Genomic DNA, 23292 nt, shown 5'->3' with positions numbered 1-23292 from the left:
AGCACACCCGTTGACGAGGACTTGTCAACTCATGAGCCCAGCGACCCGTCGCCCCGACTGAGCGGTCGACAGCTGGTCGTGATCATCTGCACCGCCATCTTGGCCACGGCAGGAGTGCTTGTCGCCGTAGTCATGATCACCAAGTCGGCCGACTCGGTCGGCACAGTCGCCCCGTGGCTTGCGCTGCTCTTCGGCGCACTGGCAACGGGTGAGGGAGCACGACGGGCCTTGATGTAGGGACCGCGTGGCAAGACGCCGGCTGGCGAGCAGGAGTCCCTGGGGCTCGCCCAGGGACTCCTGCTCGCCAGCCGACCAAACGGTGGACCCGCCAAGTAGTCACGCATCGATCTTTTGTCATCACAGACTGTCAGTGCCGGGTTCTAACGTCCCGTGCCATGAGACAACCCGGGCTACTGCCCGACGCCTGGTTCAGCCGTGACCTGCCGGTGCTCGTCGAGGCCGTCCGTCACTTCGACACCTCGACCCAAGCGTTGACGGCCAGCTCCATCGCTGAGCGGATGGGCTGGGACGTCGAGACGGTCAGGGCGTCCGTGCGTGCCCTCGCCCGCGGCGGCTACGTGGTGGAGCAGCGGGCCAGCATGAGCTCGCTGCCGGGAGGCTCCATCAAGCAGGTATCCGCAGAGGCGTACCGAGAGGCCGGCGCCTGGCCCACCGCCGAGGCTGTCGCCGACCGGCTGCTGGCCGCGCTGCAGAAGGCCGTCGACCAGGCCCCCGAGGGCGAGGCCAAGGGCAAGGCCAGGCGAGCGCTCGACGCCTTCCTTGCCGCAGGCCGGGACTTCGCCGTCGACGTAGCCAGCGGCGTCGCCACCGGCGCCATCAGCGGCTCGTAGGCGGGACGTCGCCGTGCGGGTCGCTGCCGGCGTCCTGTTCGTCATCGCCTGCCTGGCCGAGCTGGGCAGCGTCGTCCTCATCGTGCGCGAGGCGCGCACCGCAGCCGGTGTCCTGCGCCGGTGGCAGAGGGCTGACAACCCGGCCAACCAAGGGCAGGGGACGTGGGCTCAGGTGCTGCTGATCAACGAGGTGGTGCGGACGCTGCTCGATGCGCGGGTCAGGATCGCCTCGGCCGTCGCCCTGCTGGTCGTCGGCATCCTCGCCGGCACCGCCTGGGTGCAGCGCATTCACGCAATCCTGCTGCACCAGGGCGCTCCGGCGATCGTCGGTGACCTGCTGGGGGCGGACAACCGGCGTCGACTCGAGACCGGAGAGCAGCTGTCTCTCACCGGCCGGCAGGCCGTCGCCACCGCGCTGCGGATCCCGGACGCGCTGGACGCCGAGCTGGCGCCGCTGCGCCGTGAGATCGCTGCGTTCGCTCGCCGCCAGCCCGGCTGCAAGGCGCTGCAGGCCCAGTACGGGGTCAGTGAGATCACCGCGGCCGCCCTATGGGCCGAACTCGGGGACACCCGCCGATTCGGCTCCTCGCGCAAGACGATGCGGCACACCGGCCTGGACATCACCGTCTACTCCTCCGACGGCAAGCGCACCCCGGGCAAGCTCTCCCGGCAGGGCTCCCCGCTGCTGTGCTGGGCACTGTTCGAGGCCGCGAAGTGCGCCGCCCGCCCCGGCGCCCCGGACCACGCCTACTACCGGCCGGTCGCCGACCGGCTCGGCGGCAACCGGGCCGCCCTCTCCGTCGCCCGCAAGATCACCCGGCGGGCGCACCACACCCTGCGTGCCCTCGGCGAGGAGGCCCTCGCCCCGGTGTGATCCTGCAGCCCTGGTGCGCGCATCAGCCCACCCACCGATGCCCGCGGCCTGCTCCTGCCCGCCCCCTGCCGGCGCGCCGAACCAGCGCGATCGGCCTCAAAAGACCGAGCGGCCGCACCCTGCCGGGACACCCCATCGATCATCATGTCGCCGGAGCCGCACCACCTCACCAACAGCTCCGCGCACCGAGATAAGGCCGGGCGCCCGCGCACCCCACCCCGATTCCTCACTCCTGCGGCCAGCACGCCGAGTCGGGAGCCGCCCCTGACCTGACTTGCCCCTCGTCCTCCTCCGCGGCGAGCAGCATGCGCCGGACCTCGCCGCGGTCAAGGTCGTTCGTCCACGGGCGCTCCACCTTGACCGCGGCAGCGGACCGACACCGCTTCAGGCCGACGGAGCAGACCCCGAAGAACGGACCCGGTTGACCGGGGGTCCCTCCACAGATAAGGGGGCCCGCTGACCGGCCCGAACCCGGTCGACCGCGGCAAACCCGGCTCGAAGTTGCACGTGCTCACCGATGCCGCCGACCTGCCGCTGGCCGTGGCGGTCAGCGCGGCCAACACCAAGGACAGCCTCGCACTCATCCCCTTGGTGCAGGCCATGCCCGCCATCCGCTCCCGGCGCGGACCGCAGCGACGCCGTCGTGATGGTGTCGTCGCCGTCGCCGTCGCCGACGTCGGTGACGGTGTCGTCGCCGGCGCTGCCGGTGAGGGTGTCGTTGCCGTTGCCGCCCTCGATGACGTCATCGTCGGGCCCACCGGTGAGGGTGTCGTTGCCGTCCAAGCCGTTGGTCGTCTTGCCCGGGCTGGCGTTGGTGCAGTCGATGGCGTCATCGCCGCCAGGTCCGGTCACCGTCGTGGCGGTCTGCGTCACGCCGACACCGACGACGCACGGAACGAAGGTTCCGAGGTCGGGGTCGGTGCAGCCCTTGACCGGGTCTGAAACGAAGTCGCCGTGAGCCGTGTGCGCGGCCACGACGTTCTTGCTGACGGTGATCTCCACGTACGGGTTCGTCTCCGACCCCGTGGCGTCACAGAGCGTCACCTTGTCAGTGGGGCGGCCTGGCTGGTCGCCGCCAAGCCGGTGAAACCGGCACCCGTCGGACGAGCCGGTCGCCGGTCACTCTGAGTAGTCAGCCGTTGACATAGGCCGGACATTGCGGGAGACTCATCAGGTCAGCAACCGAGCCGGACGCCCGCCCATCCGGGCTCACAGTCAGGGGCGTCGATGCCCATCTCGTTCCACGCCGGTGACGAGTTGCCCCCCACCGTGATTGCGGTACCGGCTCAGCATCCGGACCGGACAGTCGTGCTACTGAACCACACCCTTGTGGAGCTGATGTCCCCGCACGAGCGGATGGAACTGCTCAACGCTCTGTTCGCGAGAATGGATGAACCCCCGACCGGCGGCCGATTCGATGAGCTTGATGAGCTCGCCGCTCCCCGCCGCGAGCGCAGCCGACGAAACCGACGAGAACAACCGATATGCCGAGCTCAGCACGTCGGAGCAAACCGACTTCCGCGCCTGAACTGAGGCAGCACAACACACCTGACTGTGGGATTTATCGATGAGCAGCAGCTTCGTCAGGTGGTGGTGCTGACGTCCACCGGCCGAGAACAGCGGGGTGAGGTGAGACCGGTGGCCGAAGCGCGGAACTTCGACGAGCGGTTCGCCGCGGTCGCCCGCGGGCTGGTCAACGAGCCGAAGATGCGACACCTGCTGCAGCAGATCGCGGAGTTGGTCGCCGCCGACCTCGACGGGGAGGCCTACGCCAGCGTCTCACTGGTTGCACGGCGCCGGGAGGTGCTGACCGCGGCGGCCAGCGACGAGCGGGCGGCGCGCGCCGACCGGCTGCAGTACGAGGCGGGTCAGGGTCCCTGTCTGGATGCCCTCTGGGAACAGGACACCGTCCGGATCGATGACCTGGCCTCCGAGCAGCGCTATCGGGACTGGGCGCGGCGGGTCGCTGCGGAGACCGGGATCCGCAGCAGCCTGTCCCTGCGGTTGTGCACCACCGCGGACGGCCTGGGGGTGCTCAACCTGTACTCCTCGCAGCCGAAGGCCTTCCACGCGCAGACCCGCGGGGAGGGGCCGGCGTTCGCTACCCGGGCGGCGGTCGCGCTGCGCAGCGCGCAGCCCGAACGGCACCTGCGCGCCACGACCTCGCACCACCTGATCAGCCAGGCTCAGGGCATCCTCATGGAGCGATTCCAGATGACCGCCGAGCAGGCTCTCACGGTTCTGACCCGGGCCTCCCAGGACGCCAACGTCGAGCTCCGCGACCTGGCGCAGCACCTGATCGACATGGGGGACACTCCCGGCCGGTAGTCGCGGCGCCCACATGGAGGCGGCCCGGCGGCCGCACACATGAACCGCCGAACCGCGGTCACCTGAGTAGCCGGCCTCCCCCGCACGCCCTGCCCCTGCCCTACCCGAGGTGGGCGGCCTCACTGTTACACCGCTGCCATGGTCAGCCTCCACTGAACCCGGGGCGGTTCACGACGTGCGGGCGAGCAGACCACCGCCGGCCTGGTCTGGAGAAGGCGGCAGCCACAGAGACCAGCCAGTGGAAACTGAACCGACCACGGATGCGCGCTCGATCAGGGCCGGGTCATACTAGTGACTAATGTCACACGCTGCGTGGTCGACGACCGCTCCGCCTCAACATCCACAGCCTGCGGTCGCCCAGCCCCGCGAACCCAGCGCGGCCACCCGGGCGGCTCCTGCGGTGTTCACTGCCGCCCCTGCCGACCTACCGAGCGTCAGCTGCCGGTGCAGCGCCGGCATCCGCTGATGACCTGTCCAATCCTGAAGCTGGGGAGTCCGTCGTGCTCCATCCGCCTGCCGCGGTCGTCGTCGCCGAGGCAGAGTTGTCCGCCGCACCGCCGGGACGCACGGTCCGCCTCATCCTCGACCTGGGCTACGCCAGCGACGAGGCCGCCGCGGTCGCCCGCCATCTGGCCAGGGGCGTATTGACCCAGATCGAAGCGATACTTAACGATCCAGCCACTGCCCAGACCGCCGAGCTGCGCGGTGCGCTGGCCGCACTCGCCAGCGCACTCAGCGAGCAACCCGACGCACTTAGCGAGCAACCCGACGATCGAACCACCGTCACTCTGTTGGACACGCCGCTGGCGCGCGCCTGGCGGGCACATCCGGCCGGGTGGGGGCGGTGAGGGATTCCGGCAGGAGCTGTCACGAGAATCCATGGACCGTCGGCGCCGACCGCATGGCGCCGCGGCGCTGGTCCGGGGAGGTCGTGGCGATGCCCTCCGGTCGGCTGCATGCGGTCAGCGTCGCCGGCTTGATCCTCGGCCGGGCTCTGTGTCTGGCCCCGGTGACCCTGCTGGACCCGCGCGACTGGCGCTGGCCTGATGACGGCGATGAGGACTGGCCGCTGTGCTGGATTTGCCTCACGCTGACCCATCCTCGGTCCTGACTCGGGTGGCCGGCCGCGCGATGAGCACAGACGTTGGACCACTCAACGCCCAGGCCAGGCCAGGCCAGGCCACCGAGCCTCGTCCTCCTCGGCATCGCCGCCATCCTGCTGGCCCTCGTCATCGCGCTGGCCGCAATCGCCGCGCCCCCGCTCATCCCGCTCCGCCGGTATGCGGCTGACCCCGCCGAGCATGGCTCACCCGCCCGTCAACGTGGGCGAACCCGTGCGCTTGGACGGGCGTTGCCTCGAGGCCGCTGCACAGCGGCCGCAGACTGCACCCCCTGCCAAGCGCCGACCCATCTCGTGGAGCAGGCCAGAGGAGGCTGGGAGCGGTGGACCGGCACGACGCTGAGGACCCCTCCCGGCAACCAGCCGGCGGCACGCTGATCGGCTTTCACTGCCCGCGGTGCGGCCGGGTCCTTCCCGCCGCGAAAGGCCAGCCACATCCTGCGCCGACGTGTGTCGGCTCAAAGACCCGGACCGGCAGGCGCCATGAGCCCACCCCGATGCAGCCCCTCTTCCTCCGCTGAGCCCCTGCGCCACCTTCGAACCGTTGGGGTGACTTCGCTGGTCTGGAACCGCCCCCGGTTCGGTTGACCCCTATGGGATGCAGTAAGCGGGCCGTCGCCGCCCGTGCCGGGGTCTGCATTCCGCCTCGACCGCGGCAGCATCAATGCTGTCGAGCGCCGTCGCCGGACTCACCGCTGTCTGCACCCATCGGGGCGGGTCCACCTGGACGAGGGCATACCTGCGTGGAACGCCCCCGACGCAGCACGGCTCAGTCGGCATGATGAGGGGAACTGGTGGGCGGCGCCGCACCACGCGACGTCACGGCGGCACCAGCGCCTGAAGCCAGCTGCTTCATCATCACGGTTCTGTGTCCGACCTCCTCGCGCAACACGAGCAACCGGGCGTGTTCGTCGCGCAGCCAGAGCACCCCGAGCAGGAAGCCAGCTGCCAGCAGCACAACAGCCGTAAACACGGTAAGCAGGAACACCACCACCAGTTGCCACCCTCGCGTCGCGTGTCTCGATCCGTGCACCAGCCGAGATCCATTCGGTACAGCTGGCCCGCCCGGTACAGATACTCGCCGAGCCCGCCGAACTTCGCCATCAGCGCCACCCGGCCCCGGGCGTCATCTCGCTGCCTGACGGGCACGCATAAGCTGCTGTTGAGCCCGTGCCAGGTCACCCAGATCCGCACCAACCACGACAACGGGGCCCCAGGCGTGCACAACGGCACCCAGGGCGTCGGCACCGCCATCGACACCGTCGAGCAGACCCCTACCGTCATCACCGACGAGGACGAGGTCATCGACTACGACTCGCGGAGAGCCCGACGAGCTGGTGCATGCTTGTCCGGTCACCGTCACCGTCCACCGCTCCCGGGGCAAAAGAACGCGGGTCGTGGACTACTACACCGACCCACCGGCGGATACCACGGTCATCGCCGCCGACGAACTCGGCCCGGTGATGCCGCGCACCTTCGCCCCGCCGGCGGGCTGGACGCCCCGACGGCCACCGCCCCAAGGCGCCGCTGACCTACAGCCGGGGACCGGAGAAGACCTGGATCGACGGTGGCCTGCGCATCGGCGACGGGCACGCGGTGACGATGTGCGCGCCCTCGCGCAACAGCGCCCACTGGCAGGCGTTCCCCGCCCGGCTGGAGCAGGCCAATCCGACCGGAACCCTGACGGTGATCACCGACAACCTCTCCAGCCATTCCCGCCTCGCCACCCGGATCTGGCTGGCCGCCCATCCGCGCATCGAGCAGGTGTTCATCCCCAAGGGCGCCTGCCGGCTGAACCTGCAGGAGGCCTGGTGGCGGATCTTCCGCCGGCACGCCCTGGCCGGGCAGACCTTCGTCGACCCGGGCGAGATCGCCCAGGTCACCGAGCTGGCCACCGCACAGCTGAACACCCACGCCAAGCCATGGGTCTGGGGACGGCCACCGCCACCGCCCCGACCCCGCCGCTTTACCTACCTGCTCTGAGGAACGCAGCACTAGCTGGACCGCCCACCGAAGGCTCTACCAGCCGGCACGACCAGGTGATCGAATCCGCCCTGGACAGGTCGACGACGGCCCGCGGCTGACCATGCACGAGGTCGTGAGACTCGCTGGCTGGCCAGGACGGCGGCCTGGGGGCAGTGCGGGTCTCCATCCCGGACCGCCTTGCCTTCTCCATGTCGGCGCAGCGGCTAGTGGCGTCCACCAAGGTGGTGTGCGACGGCCCCCGGTGAGTAGGGGGCCCTGAACGTCGAGGCGGCCACCGCGTGATCTTCTGGGAGACCTCTCACAGTCCTTCAGGAGTTCGACGCGATGACCGCACCGAGCAGTATCGACCCTGCCCACTTCCTGCACGAGCAGCTGGCCCAGGCCAGCCCTGACCTGCTGCGGCAGATGCTGACCACGTTCATCAACACGCAACAACCCCTCCGAGCGGCTCAACCGGGAAATCCGCCGCCGCACCGACGTGGTCGGCATCTTCCCCGACCGCGACGCGCTCATCCGCCTCGTCGGAGCCGTCCTCGCCGAGCAGCACGACGAATGGACCGAAGGCCGCCGCTACCTCGGCCTCGACGTCCTCGCCCGCTGCCGCATCCGACGCGTTGCCGGCACCGACTCCGCGACCACCGAGGAGGTGACCATCCCGGCGCTCAGCGCCTGATACGACATGAAGATCACGCGGTAGCCGTCACACACCACGCCAGCGGACTTGACCCAGCGGCTCCTGCGGCGAGAGTTGACCTCCGCCCATGCCTTCACGACTCTGTGCACAAGTTGGCCATCGCTTCGCCTGGTGCGCAGGCTCGAGCTTGATCCTCGTGGTATCTGACAGGGCACTGGTGGCTCGGTCCGGTCGAGGTGTCCGACTCGCGTCCGGGACGGGACACCTCGGCCGGATCCGCTGGCAAGATCCCCGGTAGTGAGGAGCCGCCATGCCGACCACTGCCCACGTCTGGGTCCTCGACGAGGACGAGGCGGTTGAACTGCTGGCCTACCTGATCACCGCCGCCCGCACGCAAGTGGACGAGGCGGCGGAGTACGGCCCGATGCGGCTGCTTACCGCCGCTCACCGGCTCGCCGAACAGATCGCGCCGCGCTCCTCGAGAGCAATCGCTGCCTTCGTCCACGACGAGCTCGAGCAGGTCCCCGAGCTGGCCGTGCCTCGCACCGGACGAGAGGAATACGTCACGCGCCTCGACGAGCTGTGTCGGTCACTCGCCGCCCACCTGACCGCCCGGTGGGCACCGGACCCAGCGGGGCCGGCGTGACCGGCGTCGGCGCGGACGCAGAACGCGGCGCGGCCGTGCTCGCGGCGATCCGCAGCCGCCGGGTGGTGCGTGCGATGACGGCGGAGCCGGTCGAGCGCCTAGCGCTGGAGACCATCCTCGACGCCGCCCGCTGGGCACCCACCGCCGGCAATCGGCATCTGCAGCGTTTCGTCGCCACCGACGACCCCGCGACGCTGCGGGTGTTGCGCGCGGTGTCGCCGGGAATGCTCCAGCACCCGACCGCCGCCATCACCATCTGCACCGACCACGCTCTCGCGGCCAGCTACGGCTTCCCGTCGGACGCGCCCGGCCCTCGCATCGACGTCGGCATGGCGGCGGCGACCCTCATGCTGGCCGCGCACGCGATCGGCATCGGGGCCGGGCCGGTGACCTCGTTCAGTCGCGCCGCGGTTGGCGTCGCCCTCCGCCTGCCAGAGAGCTGGGCTCCCGAACTCGTCGTGTGCCTCGGCCACCCGCGGCCCGGCGGCCCGGCACCGATCCGCGGCCGGCCCCACCTGACCTGGCGCGACCTCACCACCTGGGTTCCGCCCAACCGCCGCCCCGGCGCGGACGCACCCGAGCCCCCGGGGAGCGACCCATGACGGCATTCACCGTCGCCGACCACCTGGCCAACCGACTCGCAGAGCTCAACGGCGACAACGTGTTCGGGGCGCCAGTCGACCACAGACAAGGGCTCTGAACCTGCGGGAGGTGCTCACTGAGCCATTCCCAGTAACGGCGCCGCGGGCCCGTTGATCATGTAGTGCGGTCGTGCGCGTGGTGGAGCAGGACGAGGGCGGCGGCGGTGATGGCGCCGATGCGCCAGGGGCAGAGGCTGACTCGGCGCAGCGCCTTGAAGGTGGTCTTGAGCAGGGAGTTGCCGCGTTCGGCCGGAGCGCGGGTGGCTGCGTGCAGCAGGTTCACGGTGCGCTGGCTGGCGGTCAACCGTCGGCCGGTGCGGTGCTTGATCGGCGTCGTCAGCGCCGCCCGCTCGCCTTCATAGCCCAGGTCGGCCAGGACGACATGACCTGGTCGGTCCATTCGGCCAGCAGCGGCAGCGCCTCGGTGTGGGTGCGCAGTGCGGTGGTGTCGTGCTCGCGGCCCGGCCGCACGGCAGAGGTCCACATCGGCCAGCCGTCGGGCGCGGCGATGACCTGCACGTTGCCGCCGTGGGCGGCGTGCTTGCCCGACCACCACGGATCCACCCGGCGATCCCCGCGGTCGGCCCGGGCGGTGGGACCCGGGGCATGGCAGCGGTCGGTGCGGATCAGCGTGCCGTCCACCGTCACGTGTGGATGGCCGGCGGCGCGGGCGGCCAGCAGCGCGCCGCGCAGCCCCGGCGCGGGCGCGGCGAGGACGTCGATGCCCTCGTGCGGATACCGGTAGGCCGTCGAGCGGCCGATGGCGTTGTCTCTGGCCAGCTGGGCCAGCCGGGTCCCGTCACAGAACCAGCGCAGCACCAGCACCGCCTGCCGGTAGCAGCCCAGCGCCCGCCGCCGACCTCGAGTCCCGCGTCGGCGGCGCTCGGCCGCCAGCAGGCGCGACACGAAGTGCACGGACTCCTCGGCGACCGGAAGCACGGCGGTGTAGGTGACAGGATCGGACACAGCAGGACCTCGGGTGGGGAAGACGATCCGTGAGAAGACGTCCCTCCTACCGGGGTCCTGCGCTTCTCCTGGTCACCTCACCACCGTCGGCGTGTCCTCCCCGACCTTCCAGGCGCCCCTACTGGGAATGGCTCACTGTCAGGGCCGGGGAGTGTCTGGGACAAGGGGCCGAGCGCTTCCGCAAGGGCATCATTTGCCAGGTTTGCGCAGCAGACCCGGCTTCGGCTTCAGTATTGCAACGGCACTTGTCCCCTGGGTCGGCCTGATCGCACAATCTACGGGGCGACACGGCGCTGAGAGCGTCATGACACAATAAAAGGTGCGAAGTCACCAGCACCAGAAACGACGTGCCGTTGCAATATCGCGACCGTGTCACTTCGAGCTCGGTGCGCCCTCCGTGCGCGGTGGCCAGCCCTGTCGAGGCCCTGGTGAGTGATCGAAGAATCCGTGCCCGACGGGCTGTGGGAGCGGATCGCCCCCTACTTTCGGCCACCTCCGACAGCTTCGACGATCATCCGGCTCAGACCTCTGCTGCACGGCGGCATCGAGTGGAACACTGGCCGCCCATCTCGCTCAGGGTCGGCTACCACGCCGGGTGGTATCGAGCCGGGAAAGAGGGTCTCGTGAGGATGCGCAGGAACAGGCACGGGGTCGGTTGGGGTCAGCGCGTCCCCGTCGTGGGATGCGTCCTGGCGGCGCTGTCGCTCGGCTTGTCGACGGTGGCATCGGCTGCACCGGCGACCCCGACCGTCACCCCGCCTCCGTCGTCGGCGGCAGCCATCGCGGACATCGTGCAGAGCGCGATGGCCGACGGGCACCTGCGCGCGGTCATCGTCAAGGTCACTCAGGGCGATCAGGTCGTGATCAGGCAGGCGTTCGGCACGTCGATGGAGGGAGTGCCGGCGACCACCGACATGCACTTCCGCAACGGCGCCGTCGCCTTCTCCTACCTGGGCACGCTGCTCCTGCAGTTCGTCGATGAGCACGAGGTCACGCTCGATGACACGATCGACCGCTGGATGCCGGAGTTGCCCGCCGCGGACCAGGTCACGCTGAAGATGCTGGCCAATCAGACCTCGGGTTACCCCGATTACGAGGCCGATCCGGCGTGGGAGGCCGCGTGGAACGCAGACCCGTTCCACATCTGGACGGTCCAGGAGCGGCTGGACTACGCGTTCTCCCGCCCCGTGCACTTTCCTCCCGGAACGAACTGGAGCTACGCGCACACCAACTTCATGATCCTCGGTGAGATCCTCGCTCAGATCGGTGGTCAGCCGCTGGACGTGCTCCTGAGTGAGAAGGTGCTCGGCCCGATGGGGCTGACCCACACCGTGCCGACGCAGACCTCTGACATTCCCAGCCCGGTTCTGCACTCCTACAGCTCCGAGCGTCGCGAGGCGCTCGGGATCCCGCCGACGACCCCCTTCTACGAGGAGGCAACGTTCTGGAACACCCAATGGGGCACCCCCGTCGGAGCCAACCAGACGACGACGATCGATGACATGGCCACCACTGCAGTGGCGGTCGGCACCGGCTCGCTACTGTCGGAGTCCAGTTATCACGCCATGACCGATCCGAATCTGCTGGGCTTCGGACACCCCGACCCCGCCTGCGCCCCCAGCTGCGGCCAACAGGTCAACGGGTACAACTACGGACTCGGCGTCGTGCGCTCCGGATCGTGGCTCCTGCAGAACCCGCTGCTGAGCGGCTACGGCGCCACGGAGGCCTACCTCCCGTCCGAGGAGATCGCCATCGCGGTAGTCGGGACCTATCTTCCCGGCGCATTCGATGCCCAGGGCAACTACTCGAACGCCTCCGACACGATCTTCCGCTCGATCGGAGCCCTGCTGGCACCGAACGATCCGCCCCCGACCCGCTAGACGAGTAAGTCCGAAGCCGGTCAGTGGTCGTAGGCGATCAGGGATCGGGTGACGGGCTAACCGGTGGCGCGGTTGTGCCAGATCGCGGCGGTCAGCGCCAGCAGCCGTTGGGCGATGCGGGTGGTGACCCCGGTCAGGCTGCGGCCGCCGTGCAGTTCCAGGTCCAGCTGGCCTTTGAGGGTGTCGTAGACGGACTCGATCAGCTGGCGGATCGGCGCCAGCAGGGCTTGGCCGGGCCGGGGTGCGCGGTTGCGGTAGGACGGGCGCAGCAGCTCGGCGCCCCGGGCGTGCAGATAGGCATCCAGCTCGGCGGAGACGTAGCCCTTGTCGGCCAGGATCAGCAGCCCGGGACGGGCGGCGAGCAGGTCGGTGTCGGCATCCAGGACGCACATCAGCACCTGGCGCTCATCGAGCTTCGGATCGGCTAGCGCCCAGGTGATCGGCAACCCGGCCGGCGTGCAGACCAGGTGCAGCCGCAGCCCCCAGAACCAGCGCGAGTGACTCGGGCAGTAGCTGTAGCCGGCGATCCCGGCCAGGTCCGACCGCAAGACGGCCGGCCGGGAGCGGGCGCACTCGATCGGCGTGGAGTCGACCAGCCAGACCGGATCGGCCCACAGGCCGGTGTCCGCGGCCAGCATCCGGTCGAACGAGAGACCCCAAACCAGCAGGCCAGCACGTCGTGGGTCACCCCGTGGCGCAGATGCACGAGGGCGACCAGCAACCGGTCAATGAACACCAGCCGGTATGAGGCACCGGCGCCGACTGCGCGCCGGCGCGGGCGGTCGGCCAGCCGGGCGTCCTGGCGCGCCTGCCAGCGCGGCCCCAGCTCGGCGACCAGTTCAGCGAGGACCTGTGGGGACAGCCCGGTCACGCGGCGATCAGCGACAGCGGCGGCACGGGCCAGGGTCCTGGACACACCACGACCCTGCTCCTTCCGTCACGAGCAACTTGCCCTGGCAACCATGCACGAGGTCGTTACTCGTCTAGGTGCCCTCTCCGTACGGATTAGTTGCCAGCCGCTCGGTATGCCTTGATCACCGCAGCAGGTACACGTCCACGGTTGCTGACCTCGTACCCCTTCGCAGCAGCCCAAGCCCTCACGGCCTTGCCGGGCGCACTCCTCGGCGGTCAGCCCACCACCCTGGGAGTACCTCATGGTTCTGGCATAGCGTGCGCTGCGCCGACTGTCAGCGGGACGTCACCCGGGTACTGAACTCCCGCCGTTAATGATTGTTAGAGCTCCAACGCTGACGATCATCAACGGCGGGTGTTACAGGAAGGATCCGAGGTCGAGCCCGGTGCTGGCGAGGAAGCCGACCAGGAGCCCGGGGCGGTACTGCATGCGTCTGAGGCGGGTCTTCACCAGCGCGGTCAGCTCGGCGATGGTGTGCTTGGTCAGGTTGGCCAGCGACCGCTTCAGATGCGCCCAGACTCGCTCGACCGGGTTGAGCTCGGGGGCGTACGGCGGCAGTCGGAAGACCGTGAGCCACGGCCGGGCGGCGACCATCTGGACGATCGCGGCGGACACGTGCGTGTTCAGGTTGTCCCAGACGAGCACTATCGGCCCGCCCAGTTGCTGGTGGGCGGCGTCGATCAGGGCGGCGTAGTCGGCCTCGCTGAACCCCTTGCGCCGCCTGTCTCTGCGAGGTCGGAGCGTGCGGTAGATCAGCCGGGGCCGCTGTCTGGGCCCGATCGCCAGCAGCGCGGCCACCGACACTCGGGGGCTGATCGCCGCGGTCACCCGCACCACCGGCGTGCAACCCCGCCGGGCCCAGGTGCGACCCTTCGGCGGCCTCAGGCCCTGGCCGGATTCGTCCTCGAAGATCAGCCAGGCGCCCAGGTCCGCCGCGGCCTTTTTATCTGCGGCCAGGTCTCCTCTCGCCAGGCGGCGATCTGCTCCTCGTTCCGTTCTGCGGCGCGCCGAGCGGGCACCTGCACGCTCCAGCCGATCCGGTGCAGCAGCAGGTCGACCCCGGGCAGGGTGTAGTCCACGCCGAAGCGCTCGCGTACCACCGCGGCGATGCGGGCCAGCGTCCAGCACTGATCGGTCCACCCCCAGGCACCCGGGCCGGCCTCGAGAAGCGCCTGCAGCTCCTCAAGCTGAGCCGGGGTGAGCCGGCAGCGGGCCCCGCCCGGGCCCTTGGAGGCCAGCGCCGGGCGGCCGCCGTCGGCCAGCGCGCGGCGCCAGCGGTTGGCCGACATCCGGGTGACCCGGAAGCGGGCGGCCACCTCGGCGTCGGTGGCGCCCTCCTCGATCCACGCCGCGGCTTCCAGCCGTACCTGCTCTCGCCGGACGCAGTCCACGGCGGTCAGCCCGCCGCCCTGGGCGTACCTCATGGCTATGGCATAACGCGCGCCGCGCCGGCTGTCAGCAGGCCACGGAACTCCCGCCGTTAACGGTCTCTAGCTTCACACCGCGCTCCATCAGCGCGGTCGAACGAGCACGGATCTGCCAGCCGTGCGGCTCTGGACTCTCAACGCGAGGCTCTGGCTGGATGGGGGCATGACGGACCACTTCAGCGAGTCCACCACCCGCCAGATGCGAGCAATCGAGGAGAACTGGGATGCCCGGACACCGGTGCACCTCGCCAGTGACTTCTATGGGATCGGCAGCAAGGACGCGGATTGGTGGTTCGCCGAGTTCGAGTGGGGAGATCTGGGCGACCTGGCCGATCGCGACGTCCTGCACCTGCAGTGTCATCTGGGGAACGAGACCGCGGCCTTCGCCCAGCGCGGCGCTCGCGTGGTCGGCGTCGACTTGTCCGGCGAGGCGATCCGGCAGGCTCGCCGGATCGCCGAACTATCCGGGCACGACATCGAGTACGTGCACGCCAACGTCTACGACGCAGCAGACGCCCTCGCCGGCCGGCGGTTCGACGTGATCTACACCGGCAAGGGTGCCCTCCAGTACCTGCCAGACCTCGACCGCTGGGCCGCGGTGCTCACTCGGCTCCTCAAGCCCGGCGGACTGGTGTACATCATCGACTTTCACCCGGTGCACATGGCCCTCGGCCTGCTGCCGGTCGCTGACACCAGCACGGACCTGGTACTTCGCTTCGACTCCCTGCCCGGACGCGGCCCGCTAGAGCTGGACGAGGCCCACACCTACACGGACGGGCCGGCGCTGAGCGGGCCGACGGTCAGCTACGAGTGGCCACACGGCCTCGGCGAGCTGGTCACCGCTCTCGCCGGTGCCGGGCTCAACACCACCACGCTGCGGGAGATCGATCAGCTCCCGTGGCCACGCTGGAGTGCCATGGTGCCCACCGACCGAGGGTGGTGGCAGATGCCAGACGACATGCCGCGGACTCCGCTGATGTACGCGATTCGGGCGGTATCGCCCTGAGGCCTGTCGGGTCATCCCGACGAATGCCGACGCCTCCGTGTCGAAAAGCGGAGGCGACCGCGCGACCGGTCACCTTCGGCGGGCGAGGAGGAACAGCTGGGTCTCCGGTGCAACATCGGGGCTCGACGATCGGTAGGAGCGCACGTCTTCGATCTCGACGGTGAAACCGGCGTCGATGATGACGCGACGCAATTCCTCGCGCGGCCAGCCGGTCACTCGGACCGGCACGCCGAGGAAGGGCACCGGCTGGTCGTCGATGTCGCCTTCCACCATGCTCATGGCCACCCACCCCGCCGGCACCAGCACCTCACGGATCCGGGCCAGGACCTGGACGATCTCCTGCCGCGGCAACATCAGCAACGAGAAGAACGCCACGACCGCGTCACACGGGCCCCAGCGCGCGTCGATGTCCACAGCGTCCCGCTGCTCGAACGTCGCTTCCGGCACGTTACGGCGAGCAAGCTCGAGCATGCGCGATGAGATGTCGATGCCGGTCACTGCGCATCCCCCGTCCACCAGCTGGCGGGCGGTCGGCACACCTGTGCCGCAGCCGACGTCGAGGACCCGGGCACCGGTGGGCAGTCGGTCGAGAAGCAGCTCACCGGCTCGGATCTGGCCGTCCTTGTGGGGGAACAGCTCGTCATAGCGAGCGCCGACCGCATCGAATCCGGCCGCCTGCTCCCGCTGACGATGCGCCCAATCACTGAGCGGCTCTGGCTGCTCACTCATCAGTCCAGTATGGCCGAGTCCCGCGCTCCTCGGATGCGACCGTTCGCACTCCACCCACTCAAGTCATCGCCGTATCGCTGCGGCCGACGCCTCACCACCGGGATGGCACGACTGCACCGCAGCCCGAGCTAATGCTGCCTTGCAGTGCTCTCTGATGTCATGGCCGACATGGCGGTCCTAGCTGTCGTGACCAGACAGGTTGTTCACGCGGCGAGGCGGCTGACCGGCGGTTGACCTCCGAGGGCGGAGTGGCTGCGGGCAGTGTTGTAGTGCTCCAGCCAGCTGTCTAGGGCGGCGGTGCGCTCGTCATTGCTGGTCCAGGCGGTGGCGTAGGCCCACTCCGTCTGCAGGGTGCGGTTGAACCGCTCTTCTGGCTGGAGAGCCTGGTGTCGACCACAACGAGCCAGCCCATCAACAGCACATCGGCAACTGACCCACAAGACTACGGCCGGGGGATTGCCCAGTATCGACACCAGCTAGTGCGGTGGCCGTCGTCCCTGGGCGGGGGACTGCTGCTGTTCCACCGCCGCTGAGCACGTGCGGCGCGGACGCGATCATGAGCGAGCACGCCCGGATGGTGACCGAGCTCGGCGACCGTTGCCCCTACTACGTCCTCGTCTTGAGCGGTTCAACGGGGTTTCGGTACATCGTCAGGGCCGATACCGTGCGTCGGGCCGCCGCGCTAGGGATGGCGAGGGCGCCAGCCTTGGTGATGGGGGACGCATGGCCGCCACCGGTGACGACTCGTGCGGGAGCTGAGCCGCCGGGCACTGCTCGGCTGGATGGGGGCGTCCGCGCTCGCCGCCACCGGCTGCAGTGCCGCAGCCCGCTCGTTCACGGCCTCGGTGTCGGCGTCGACGACGTCCCCGCCCGCCACCCCATCGACCATCCCGCCTCCTGACCCCGCGCCGGTCCCAACACCCGATGTGCGGCTGATCGGCGACGGGTCCACGGCCGACACCGGCCCGCAGCCTCACCAGCCGGTTCCGCGGCGGCTGGTGCCCGGCGAGCGTCCGCCCCAGTTCGTGGTCTTCTCCTGGGACGGTGCGGCCAACCTGTCCACTGGCCTGTTCCCCCGGTTCCGGACGCTGGCGCGGGAGCTCGGCGCGTCGATGACCTTCTTCCTCAGCGGTGTGTACGCGCTGCCGGCCGACCAGCGGATGCAGTACGCCCCGCCGCGACATCCGGTGGGCTCCTCCGACATCGGCTTCCTGTCGACCCAGGAGGTGCTGGACACCATGGGGGAGGTCCGCTTGGCCTGGTTGGACGGGCACGAGATCGGCACCCACTTCAACGGTCACTTCTGCGGTGAGTCCGGCGTCCGGCTCTGGTCCCCGGAGGACTGGGCCAGCGAGATCGCCCAGGCGAAGCGGTTCGTGCAGACGTGGAAGACCACCACCGGCCGAGGCGACCTGTCGCCGCTGCCCTTCGACTACGACGTCGAGTTGATCGGGGGCCGCACCCCGTGCCTGGAAGGCCAGGACGGGTTGCTGCCGACCGCGGCCGCGCTGGGGTGGAAGTACGACGCCAGTTCACCCGGGGGGCGGCAGGTGTGGCCCGGGAAGAAGCTCGGCCTGTGGGACTTCCCGCTGCCGTCGGTGCCCTTCCCGACGTCCGACCCGGGCGTGAGCGCCAGCGCGCTCGCCATGGACTACAACTTCATGTATCGGCAAACCCAGGGAAACGTGACCGGCGACCCGGCGATGTACGCCACCTGGCGCCAGCAGGCCCGCGACGCCTATCTGGCCGGCTTCGAGCGGGCCTACGCCACCAACCGTGCGCCGTTCTTCGTCGGCAACCACTTCGAACAGTGGAACGGCGGGATCTACATGGACGCGGTGGAGGACGCGCTGCGGGCCATCGCCGGCCGGCCCGAGGTGCACCTGGTGTCCTTCCGTCAGCTGGTGGCCTGGTTGGACGCGCAGGACCCCGCCGTCCTCGACCGGCTCCAGACCCTGCCGGTGGGCACACCCCCGGCCACCGGCTGGGAGTCCTTCCTCGCCTGACCCCGTCCGATCTCGTGCGGAGCGGGCGAGGTATGCACGACGTTGTCGACCACCACCACCTGCCGGGGCCGCAGCGAGGGCAGCAGCACCTGCTGCAGATAGGCGGCGAACACCGCGGCGGTCGTGCCGCCTTCCACCGTCATCGCCGGGCTCATCCCCGACAGCGCCAGCCCGGTGATCAACGTGGTCACCGCACCGCGGTTACGCGGCACCGCGCCGCGAGCCCGAACCCCGCGCGCGGCCCTCGCGCGGCGGCGGGTCATCGAGGCGTGGGTGCTGCACTCATCGATGAACACCAGCCGGGCCGGGTCGGTGGTGGCCACCTCGCTGTGCCACTGGGCGCGCGCGGTCTCGTCGCGCTCGGTGGCGCTCAGGCTGTTGACTTCAGCGGCCGGCCCGGCCGCCGCCGCCGTCCGCGCGGCGTCAGCGCCTGATCGGGATCGTCGGCCGGCAGGACGGCGATCGCCCGCGACATCGTCGCCGCCGACACCACCAGAAGGATTCAAGATCGCGAGCTATCACACCTTATGCACTCCGGGTCTCCGAACTCGTGGTGACGAGTTGCTGCAGGGTCGTCTGCGGACTCTGTGCCATGGGAACGAGCGGAACCCCCGAGCACCAGGCCCGCCGCCGAGCTCGTGAGCAGCAACGGCGGCAGCACGTCGCCCAGACACCGACCGGGCCCACCGACGCAGACCGGGCCGGCGCTTCGGCGGCAGGGCGCGAACGGCGCACCGCCGCGACGACCTGCGGATGGTGTGCTGGGCCGATCACGCCGCGCGGCCGGGGACCGATCCCCAAGTGGTGCTCGGCCACCTGCCGGCACCGAGCCTGGGAGCAGACCCGCGCCGCGGCCTCCGGTCGAACCGCGGTGCAGGTGGTCGAACGGCGGATCGAGATCCGCGTCCCCCTGGAGCCGACCCGGCGGGACTGGCCGACGTTGCTCGGCGAGCTGACCCGGCAGCTGGACGACGGCCGCATCTACGACCGCGACCTGCCCGGCCTCAGTCGGGCACTGCAGCCTGTGCTGGAGGCCTACCGCTGGCGGGCCCGCCGGACCGGCGCCCGCGACGTACGTTGAGCCGCGAACCTCCAGTCCTCCTCCAGTACCAGGAGACGACGCGCTGGAGCACGGGCCCGGAGAGCCGGTGTACCGAGCCGCCGACCGATCGCACCGGCGTCGTCCGGGTCGTCGACGCACACCGACGTCACCCCAGCGCCTTCTCGCTCAACGAACCGCCCAGATCTGACGCGCTTCTCGTCACAACGGATTCGCTCGGCCTGGATGCACCAGGTGTGTCGGCTCGTGGTCTTGTTGCGCAGTTCGGCGGACGGGATCGGGAGGCAGCAGCACGAGGCTCAGCAGAAGCCCTCGCTCGGCTGGCGACCGTGGTGAGCGACGCGGCCCGGACAGCGAGTCAGCCTGCGGCGCTGCGGTCCCATCCAGGCGCCCGCACGGCCGCGCCCGTAGACGCCGGTCGCAGGCGAGGAGCCGAGCGACCGAGGCGAGGTGCCCCGTCATCGCCGGTGAGCGGGCACGACCTGCACGCGGTCTGGAGCGTCGATTCAGCTCCGCCCCTGCCGCAACTGGCTCAGGCGAAGCAGGCGGACCCGCTCCCCGAGCTCGTCCGGACGCTCGGCGACGGGTGTGTCCGCTGCCCAGGCCACCACGGTCTCGCCGGCAGGCTCGACCCCGTGCTGGAGATCAGCAGCCGATGGCGCCACGACCGCGCCCGAGCAGGCGCCGATCCTCCTGCCATGGACCGGGGTGACGTCCCACCGTCCTGCGGGGTGACACCGCTCGGTCACCTGTCACGCCACGTCACCCCAGGGCCGTCCCGCTGCCGTCGCCCACGTCGGCGGCCGCACGGAGCTCACAGCCCTTGGCGCAGGAGGAGAACCGGAGAAGTACAGGAGATTGCCGCGGCACTGTCACCAATCGGACCAAAACGGCGCCTTCTCCGGTAGGCGTGCCGCGCCGAACGACGGCGTGTCCGGACAGACGCCGCACCAGGAGGACGACATGGCAGACCCACAGCGCTTGCAGGACGGCCCGACCAGCGAGCCGTTGCTACTGACGCCAGAAGAGGCGGCGCAAGTGCTCCGCATCGGCCGCACCACGATCTACGCCCTGATGAAGGCTGGCGACCTGCGCCCGGTGCACATCGGCCGCAGCTGCCGGATCTCCCGGGCCGAGCTTGAGCGCTACGTCCGTCGGCTGAGAACTCCTCCCCCGAGTGTTCTGGCTCGACCGCGCCGACCCCGGCGAACCAGCACGAACCAACGCGGCTTGTTCGAGCTCACCTCCGATTCGGTGGAACGAGCCTGACCTGTGGATTCCCAGCACCTGAGATCAGCGCGCACCGCGACACTCGACGCCGATCTGGACCAGCGACGCAGGGAGCGATCGATGAGGGACGCCGAGGAACGAGACAGCACGACTCCGCGGCGTCGGACGGCAGGGAATAAGAAGCGCGCCAGCGGCGAGTCCTCCATCTACCGGGACGAGGACGGTCGGTGGCACGGCTTCGTGTCGATGGGCAAGAAGGAGAACGGGCGGCGCGATCGACGCCACGTCTCGGGCGCCAAGCGCGCCGATGTGGTGGCCAAGGTCCGCGCCATCGAGGCCAAACGGGACGCCGGTGTGGTCGACGCAGCCGGCCGTGCACCCACGGTTGGTGAGTGGTTGGACCACTGGCTGGACAACATCGCGGCCCGGAAGGTCCGCGCGCGGACTCTGGAGAGCTATCGCAGCACCGTGCGGCTGCACCTCCGCCCAGGCATCGGGCACCACCGGCTCGACCGGCTGCAACCGGAACACCTGGAACGCCTCTACGGCGCGCTCTCTGACAAGGGGTTGAGCCCGGCCTCGATCCTCCGCGCCCACCGGGTGCTCTCCCGCGCTCTACGCGTCGCCTCGCAGCGCGCCAAGGTCGCCCGCAACGTCGCCACCCTCGTCGATCCGCCCACGGTCAAGCGGCCGGAGACCGCCCTGCCGCTGAGCGCGCAGGAGGCCAGGAAGGTGATGGCCGCCGCGCAGACGCACCGCAACGCCGCCCGGTGGACCGTGGCGCTGGCCGTCGGGCTGCGTCAGTCCGAAGCGCTCGCCCTGCGGTGGAGCGACGTCGACCTGGACAACGGCACGCTCAGCGTTCGGCGCGGCCTGCACCGGGTCAGCGGGCAAGGCCTGGTCTATGAGGAGCCCAAGGCCGACCGCAGCCGCCGGAACCTGGCGCTGCCGGCACAACTCGTCGATGCGTTGAAGGCGCAGAGGGCGGCCCAGCTCGAGGAGCGCATCGCCGCCGGTCCCCTCTGGGAGGATCACGACCTGGTCTTCGCCCAGCCCAACGGCCGGCCGATCGAGCGCAAGTCGGACTGGCGTGCCTGGAAGGCCCTCCTGCGCCAGGCGGGCGTGCGCGAGGTCCGACTGCACGACGGGCGGCACACCGCAGCGACCCTGCTGCTGTCCGAGGGCGTGCACCCCCGAGTCGTCATGGAGGTGCTCGGCCACGCACAGATGCGAACCACCACGGACACCTACAGCCACGTAATGCCCGCCCTCGGCCGCGACGCGGCAGACCGCATGGGAAGCGCCCTGTGGGACTGATCTGGAACCGGAAGTGCTCCAGTGGCCACCACGCTGGCACCAGAGACGACTCAGGCCGCTCCCCCAAAGGGGGAACGGCCTGGTCACACGGGTGGAGCTGAGGGGACTCGAACCCCTGACCCCCACACTGCCAGTGTGGTGCGCTACCAGCTGCGCCACAGCCCCGTGCCTCGGCCCGGTCTCGCTCGAGCCAGGGAGAACTGTACATCGCCGGCCGGCCGCCACTGCGGCGGGGTGGCCGCGCGTCGCGCCGCCGGGGACCGTGCTCAGATCTCGACGCCGCGCTCGGCGAGCCAGTCCACCGGGTCGATCCGCTGGCCGTTCATCCCGCCCTGGTGCACCTCGAAGTGCAGGTGCGGACCGGTCGACTGCCCCCGGTTGCCCAGCAGCGCGATCGTCTCGCCGGCCTCCACGTACTGCCCCGGCTCCACCAGGATCTCGTCCATGTGGCCGTAGACGGTCACGTCGCCGTTCTCGTGGAGGACGTAGACGGCCAGGCCGAAGCCGCTGGCCGCACCCGCGCGAAGCACCACGCCGTCGGCCGCCGCCATCTCCGGCGTCCGCATGGGCGCAGCCAGGTCGATGCCGTAGTGGAACGTGCCCCACCGCCCGCCGAAGCCGCTGGTGAACCGGGCACCGTCGACGGGCAGGACCGTCTTGGGCCGCGCCGCCTCCGCGGCGGCCTCGGCGGCGGCGGCCTCCGCCGCGGCCCGCGCGGCGCGGGACGCGGCCACCTCCTGCAGGCGCGCCTGCGCCTCCGCCTCGGTGATGGAGGCCATCGGCATCACCTCGACGGCCTCGTCGTCGGTGAGCAGCTGGTCCTGGGAGGTCAGCGCCGAGGCGGGCTCCGCCGCGGCGTCCGGGGCGCCGTGCAGGCCGAAGGCGCCGGCGCCGAGGGCGCCGGCGACGAGCGCGGCGAGCAGCAGGTGCGGACGGCGGTCACGGGCACGTCCCCGACGGGCGGCGCGCGGAGCGGCCGTGCCGGCCTCGGCGGGGACGTCGGCCACCGCGCTCCGGGAGACCTCGACGTCGGCGACCTGGTCGACCGGCGCCTCGTCGACCGCCAGCTCGTCGACCGGCAGGACCGCGGTCGCCAGGGCGGCGACGGTGACAGGGGACGGGACGGCGACCCGGGACGGGACGGCGACCGGAGCCGGGACGCCGAAGTCCTCACGGGCCGCTCGCGGGGTGGGCAGGACGACGGACGGGCCGGCGAGGTCGGGGCGGACCGGGGGGAAGCCGCGCAGCGGGGAGACCCGGCGGGCGTCGGCGCGGCGGTGGGCGCCGGTCCGGGGACCGGGCACGGCCCCGTGCGATCCGCTCGCGGGCCGGACCAACAGGTCCGCGTCACTCCGGTGCACGCCCATGCATCAGCCCGTCTCGTGGGAAGCGGACTCAGGTGAGCCCCGATTCGGTCGCACGCATCCAAACATCCCGTAACGGCTTCGTGACCATCCGTGCGGCGTGTCGGAGGTGGACACGCCGCTGTGGCATCCCTCACGCCACGCCGGGGTGCGTTTGCCGCGATCACGGACGGGGCAGATCCGTTCTCCCGGCGTGAAAAAGCGCGCGCCGGTCCGACGAGCGCCACCGCGCGGCCTGGACGGCTGCGGGAACGGATCGCCGTCGGTCCGCCGCGGACGACCCGCCGGGGACGTCGCAGGTACACCGGCCGTTG

General features: G+C 70.5%; 20 protein-coding genes, 1 tRNA gene and 7 pseudogenes. 16 read left to right on the top strand and 12 right to left on the bottom strand.

Features of this window, described 5'->3' with window-relative positions:
• Window positions 1-395 precede the first annotated feature (395 nt).
• The 3 genes and pseudogenes from JOD57_RS18075 to JOD57_RS25615 all read left to right on the top strand — a co-directional run.
• Window positions 396-851, top strand: a complete 456-nt coding sequence (locus tag JOD57_RS18075) for a hypothetical protein (protein ID WP_204693288.1) — start codon at window positions 396-398, stop codon at window positions 849-851.
• A 13-nt stretch (window positions 852-864) separates the two neighbouring features.
• The gene (locus tag JOD57_RS18070) at window positions 865-1725 is read left to right on the top strand and encodes a transposase (protein WP_307824775.1); all 861 of its coding nucleotides are present in this window, start codon (window positions 865-867) and stop codon (window positions 1723-1725) included.
• A 447-nt stretch (window positions 1726-2172) separates the two neighbouring features.
• Window positions 2173-2367, top strand: a pseudogene (locus tag JOD57_RS25615) (IS5/IS1182 family transposase); the annotation flags it as partial.
• Window positions 2368-2418: 51 nt separating this feature from the next.
• Here JOD57_RS25615 and JOD57_RS27015 read toward each other — a convergent pair.
• A pseudogene (locus JOD57_RS27015) lies at window positions 2419-2577 on the bottom strand (hypothetical protein); the annotation flags it as partial.
• A 786-nt stretch (window positions 2578-3363) separates the two neighbouring features.
• Here JOD57_RS27015 and JOD57_RS18060 point away from each other — a divergent pair.
• The 3 genes from JOD57_RS18060 to JOD57_RS18050 all read left to right on the top strand — a co-directional run bounded on the left by JOD57_RS18060 (window position 3364) and on the right by JOD57_RS18050 (window position 5164).
• Complete coding sequence (locus tag JOD57_RS18060) at window positions 3364-4053, top strand: GAF and ANTAR domain-containing protein (RefSeq protein ID WP_204693287.1); 690 nt, start codon at window positions 3364-3366, stop codon at window positions 4051-4053.
• Window positions 4054-4553: 500 nt separating this feature from the next.
• Window positions 4554-4901, top strand: coding sequence for a hypothetical protein (locus JOD57_RS18055; RefSeq protein ID WP_204693286.1), 348 nt, complete (start codon window positions 4554-4556; stop codon window positions 4899-4901).
• A gap of 83 nt (window positions 4902-4984) precedes the next feature.
• Window positions 4985-5164, top strand: a complete 180-nt coding sequence (locus JOD57_RS18050) for a hypothetical protein (protein ID WP_239573226.1) — start codon at window positions 4985-4987, stop codon at window positions 5162-5164.
• Between the two features lie 778 nt (window positions 5165-5942).
• Here JOD57_RS18050 and JOD57_RS18045 read toward each other — a convergent pair.
• A complete protein-coding gene (locus tag JOD57_RS18045) occupies window positions 5943-6167 on the bottom strand; it encodes a hypothetical protein (RefSeq protein WP_204693285.1) in 225 nt (74 codons plus the stop codon).
• A 497-nt stretch (window positions 6168-6664) separates the two neighbouring features.
• Between JOD57_RS18045 and JOD57_RS18040 the strand changes: the two are divergent.
• The 4 genes and pseudogenes from JOD57_RS18040 to JOD57_RS27010 all read left to right on the top strand — a co-directional run.
• Window positions 6665-7156 (top strand): annotated as a pseudogene (locus tag JOD57_RS18040) (transposase); the annotation flags it as partial.
• Between the two features lie 433 nt (window positions 7157-7589).
• Window positions 7590-7832: pseudogene (locus tag JOD57_RS18035) on the top strand (transposase); the annotation flags it as partial.
• 271 nt (window positions 7833-8103) lie between these two features.
• Complete coding sequence (locus tag JOD57_RS18030) at window positions 8104-8439, top strand: DUF6092 family protein (protein ID WP_204693284.1); 336 nt, start codon at window positions 8104-8106, stop codon at window positions 8437-8439.
• Window positions 8436-9041 carry a nitroreductase family protein gene (locus JOD57_RS27010; RefSeq protein WP_204693283.1) on the top strand — a complete coding sequence of 202 codons (606 nt, stop codon included), beginning with the start codon at window positions 8436-8438 and terminating at the stop codon, window positions 9039-9041. The genes JOD57_RS18030 and JOD57_RS27010 overlap by 4 nt, the downstream gene beginning before the upstream one ends.
• Window positions 9042-9195: 154 nt before the next feature.
• Here JOD57_RS27010 and JOD57_RS18020 read toward each other — a convergent pair.
• Window positions 9196-10046 (bottom strand): annotated as a pseudogene (locus JOD57_RS18020) (HARBI1 family protein).
• A gap of 677 nt (window positions 10047-10723) precedes the next feature.
• Between JOD57_RS18020 and JOD57_RS18015 the strand changes: the two are divergent.
• Entirely contained in the window at window positions 10724-11926 is a 1203-nt protein-coding gene (locus tag JOD57_RS18015) for a serine hydrolase domain-containing protein (protein WP_307824774.1), read from the top strand.
• A 56-nt stretch (window positions 11927-11982) separates the two neighbouring features.
• On the opposite strand, the pseudogene JOD57_RS18010 reads toward JOD57_RS18015, so the two are convergent.
• The 4 genes and pseudogenes from JOD57_RS18010 to JOD57_RS17990 all read right to left on the bottom strand — a co-directional run.
• Window positions 11983-12567 (bottom strand): annotated as a pseudogene (locus JOD57_RS18010) (IS982 family transposase); the annotation flags it as partial.
• Window positions 12568-12931: 364 nt separating this feature from the next.
• A complete protein-coding gene (locus JOD57_RS26435) occupies window positions 12932-13027 on the bottom strand; it encodes an Lsr2 family DNA-binding protein (protein WP_204693282.1) in 96 nt (31 codons plus the stop codon).
• A gap of 169 nt (window positions 13028-13196) precedes the next feature.
• The gene (locus tag JOD57_RS17995; protein ID WP_239572670.1) at window positions 13197-13724 is read right to left on the bottom strand and encodes a transposase; all 528 of its coding nucleotides are present in this window, start codon (window positions 13722-13724) and stop codon (window positions 13197-13199) included.
• Between the two features lie 26 nt (window positions 13725-13750).
• Window positions 13751-14263: a winged helix-turn-helix domain-containing protein gene (locus tag JOD57_RS17990; RefSeq protein ID WP_204693281.1), complete on the bottom strand. Its 513-nt coding sequence runs from the start codon at window positions 14261-14263 to the stop codon at window positions 13751-13753.
• A gap of 166 nt (window positions 14264-14429) precedes the next feature.
• Here JOD57_RS17990 and JOD57_RS17985 point away from each other — a divergent pair, with 166 nt between their 5' ends.
• Window positions 14430-15272, top strand: a complete 843-nt coding sequence (locus JOD57_RS17985) for a class I SAM-dependent methyltransferase (RefSeq protein WP_204693280.1) — start codon at window positions 14430-14432, stop codon at window positions 15270-15272.
• Between the two features lie 69 nt (window positions 15273-15341).
• Here the strand turns inward: JOD57_RS17985 and JOD57_RS17980 are convergent, their stop codons facing one another.
• Window positions 15342-16001: a class I SAM-dependent DNA methyltransferase gene (locus JOD57_RS17980; RefSeq protein WP_204693279.1), complete on the bottom strand. Its 660-nt coding sequence runs from the start codon at window positions 15999-16001 to the stop codon at window positions 15342-15344.
• A 203-nt stretch (window positions 16002-16204) separates the two neighbouring features.
• A pseudogene (locus JOD57_RS17975) lies at window positions 16205-16369 on the bottom strand (integrase core domain-containing protein); the annotation flags it as partial.
• Window positions 16370-16747: 378 nt separating this feature from the next.
• Between JOD57_RS17975 and JOD57_RS17970 the strand changes: the two are divergent.
• The gene (locus JOD57_RS17970; RefSeq protein WP_204693278.1) at window positions 16748-18007 is read left to right on the top strand and encodes a polysaccharide deacetylase family protein; all 1260 of its coding nucleotides are present in this window, start codon (window positions 16748-16750) and stop codon (window positions 18005-18007) included.
• On the opposite strand, the gene JOD57_RS17965 is transcribed toward JOD57_RS17970, so the two are convergent.
• On the bottom strand, window positions 17899-18513 hold the full coding sequence (locus JOD57_RS17965) for a transposase (RefSeq protein WP_204693277.1): 615 nt from the start codon (window positions 18511-18513) through the stop codon (window positions 17899-17901). The two genes, JOD57_RS17970 and JOD57_RS17965, sit on opposite strands and share 109 nt — an antisense overlap.
• Window positions 18514-18878: 365 nt before the next feature.
• Between JOD57_RS17965 and JOD57_RS17960 the strand changes: the two genes are divergently transcribed.
• From JOD57_RS17960 to JOD57_RS17950, 3 genes are all read left to right on the top strand, one after another.
• Window positions 18879-19088 (top strand): hypothetical protein, encoded by a 210-nt coding sequence (locus tag JOD57_RS17960; protein ID WP_239573225.1) that lies wholly within the window; start codon window positions 18879-18881, stop codon window positions 19086-19088.
• Window positions 19089-20030: 942 nt separating this feature from the next.
• On the top strand, window positions 20031-20336 hold the full coding sequence (locus JOD57_RS17955; RefSeq protein WP_204693276.1) for a helix-turn-helix domain-containing protein: 306 nt from the start codon (window positions 20031-20033) through the stop codon (window positions 20334-20336).
• 81 nt (window positions 20337-20417) lie between these two features.
• Complete coding sequence (locus tag JOD57_RS17950) at window positions 20418-21614, top strand: tyrosine-type recombinase/integrase (protein WP_204693275.1); 1197 nt, start codon at window positions 20418-20420, stop codon at window positions 21612-21614.
• A 92-nt stretch (window positions 21615-21706) separates the two neighbouring features.
• Here the strand turns inward: JOD57_RS17950 and JOD57_RS17945 are convergent.
• Window positions 21707-21779 (bottom strand) — tRNA-Ala (locus JOD57_RS17945).
• A gap of 101 nt (window positions 21780-21880) precedes the next feature.
• The gene (locus JOD57_RS17940) at window positions 21881-22918 is read right to left on the bottom strand and encodes a M23 family metallopeptidase (protein ID WP_307824773.1); all 1038 of its coding nucleotides are present in this window, start codon (window positions 22916-22918) and stop codon (window positions 21881-21883) included.
• Window positions 22919-23292: the final 374 nt, after the last annotated feature.

The sequence above is a fragment of the Geodermatophilus bullaregiensis genome (assembly GCF_016907675.1).
GTDB lineage: Bacteria > Actinomycetota > Actinomycetes > Mycobacteriales > Geodermatophilaceae > Geodermatophilus > Geodermatophilus bullaregiensis.
This window is presented reverse-complemented; position numbering and strand designations above follow the sequence as displayed.

Excerpts from the sequence above, each read along its gene's own strand:
- JOD57_RS18075 (WP_204693288.1), top strand. The coding sequence starts at position 396 with ATGAGACAACCCGGGCTACTGCCCGACGCCTGGTTCAGCCGTGACCTG.
- JOD57_RS18030 (WP_204693284.1), top strand. The coding sequence starts at position 8,104 with ATGCCGACCACTGCCCACGTCTGGGTCCTCGACGAGGACGAGGCGGTT.
- JOD57_RS17990 (WP_204693281.1), bottom strand. The coding sequence starts at position 14,263 with ATGAGGTACGCCCAGGGCGGCGGGCTGACCGCCGTGGACTGCGTCCGG.
- JOD57_RS17985 (WP_204693280.1), top strand. The coding sequence starts at position 14,430 with ATGACGGACCACTTCAGCGAGTCCACCACCCGCCAGATGCGAGCAATC.
- JOD57_RS17980 (WP_204693279.1), bottom strand. The coding sequence starts at position 16,001 with ATGAGTGAGCAGCCAGAGCCGCTCAGTGATTGGGCGCATCGTCAGCGG.
- JOD57_RS17955 (WP_204693276.1), top strand. The coding sequence starts at position 20,031 with ATGGCAGACCCACAGCGCTTGCAGGACGGCCCGACCAGCGAGCCGTTG.
- JOD57_RS17950 (WP_204693275.1), top strand. The coding sequence starts at position 20,418 with ATGAGGGACGCCGAGGAACGAGACAGCACGACTCCGCGGCGTCGGACG.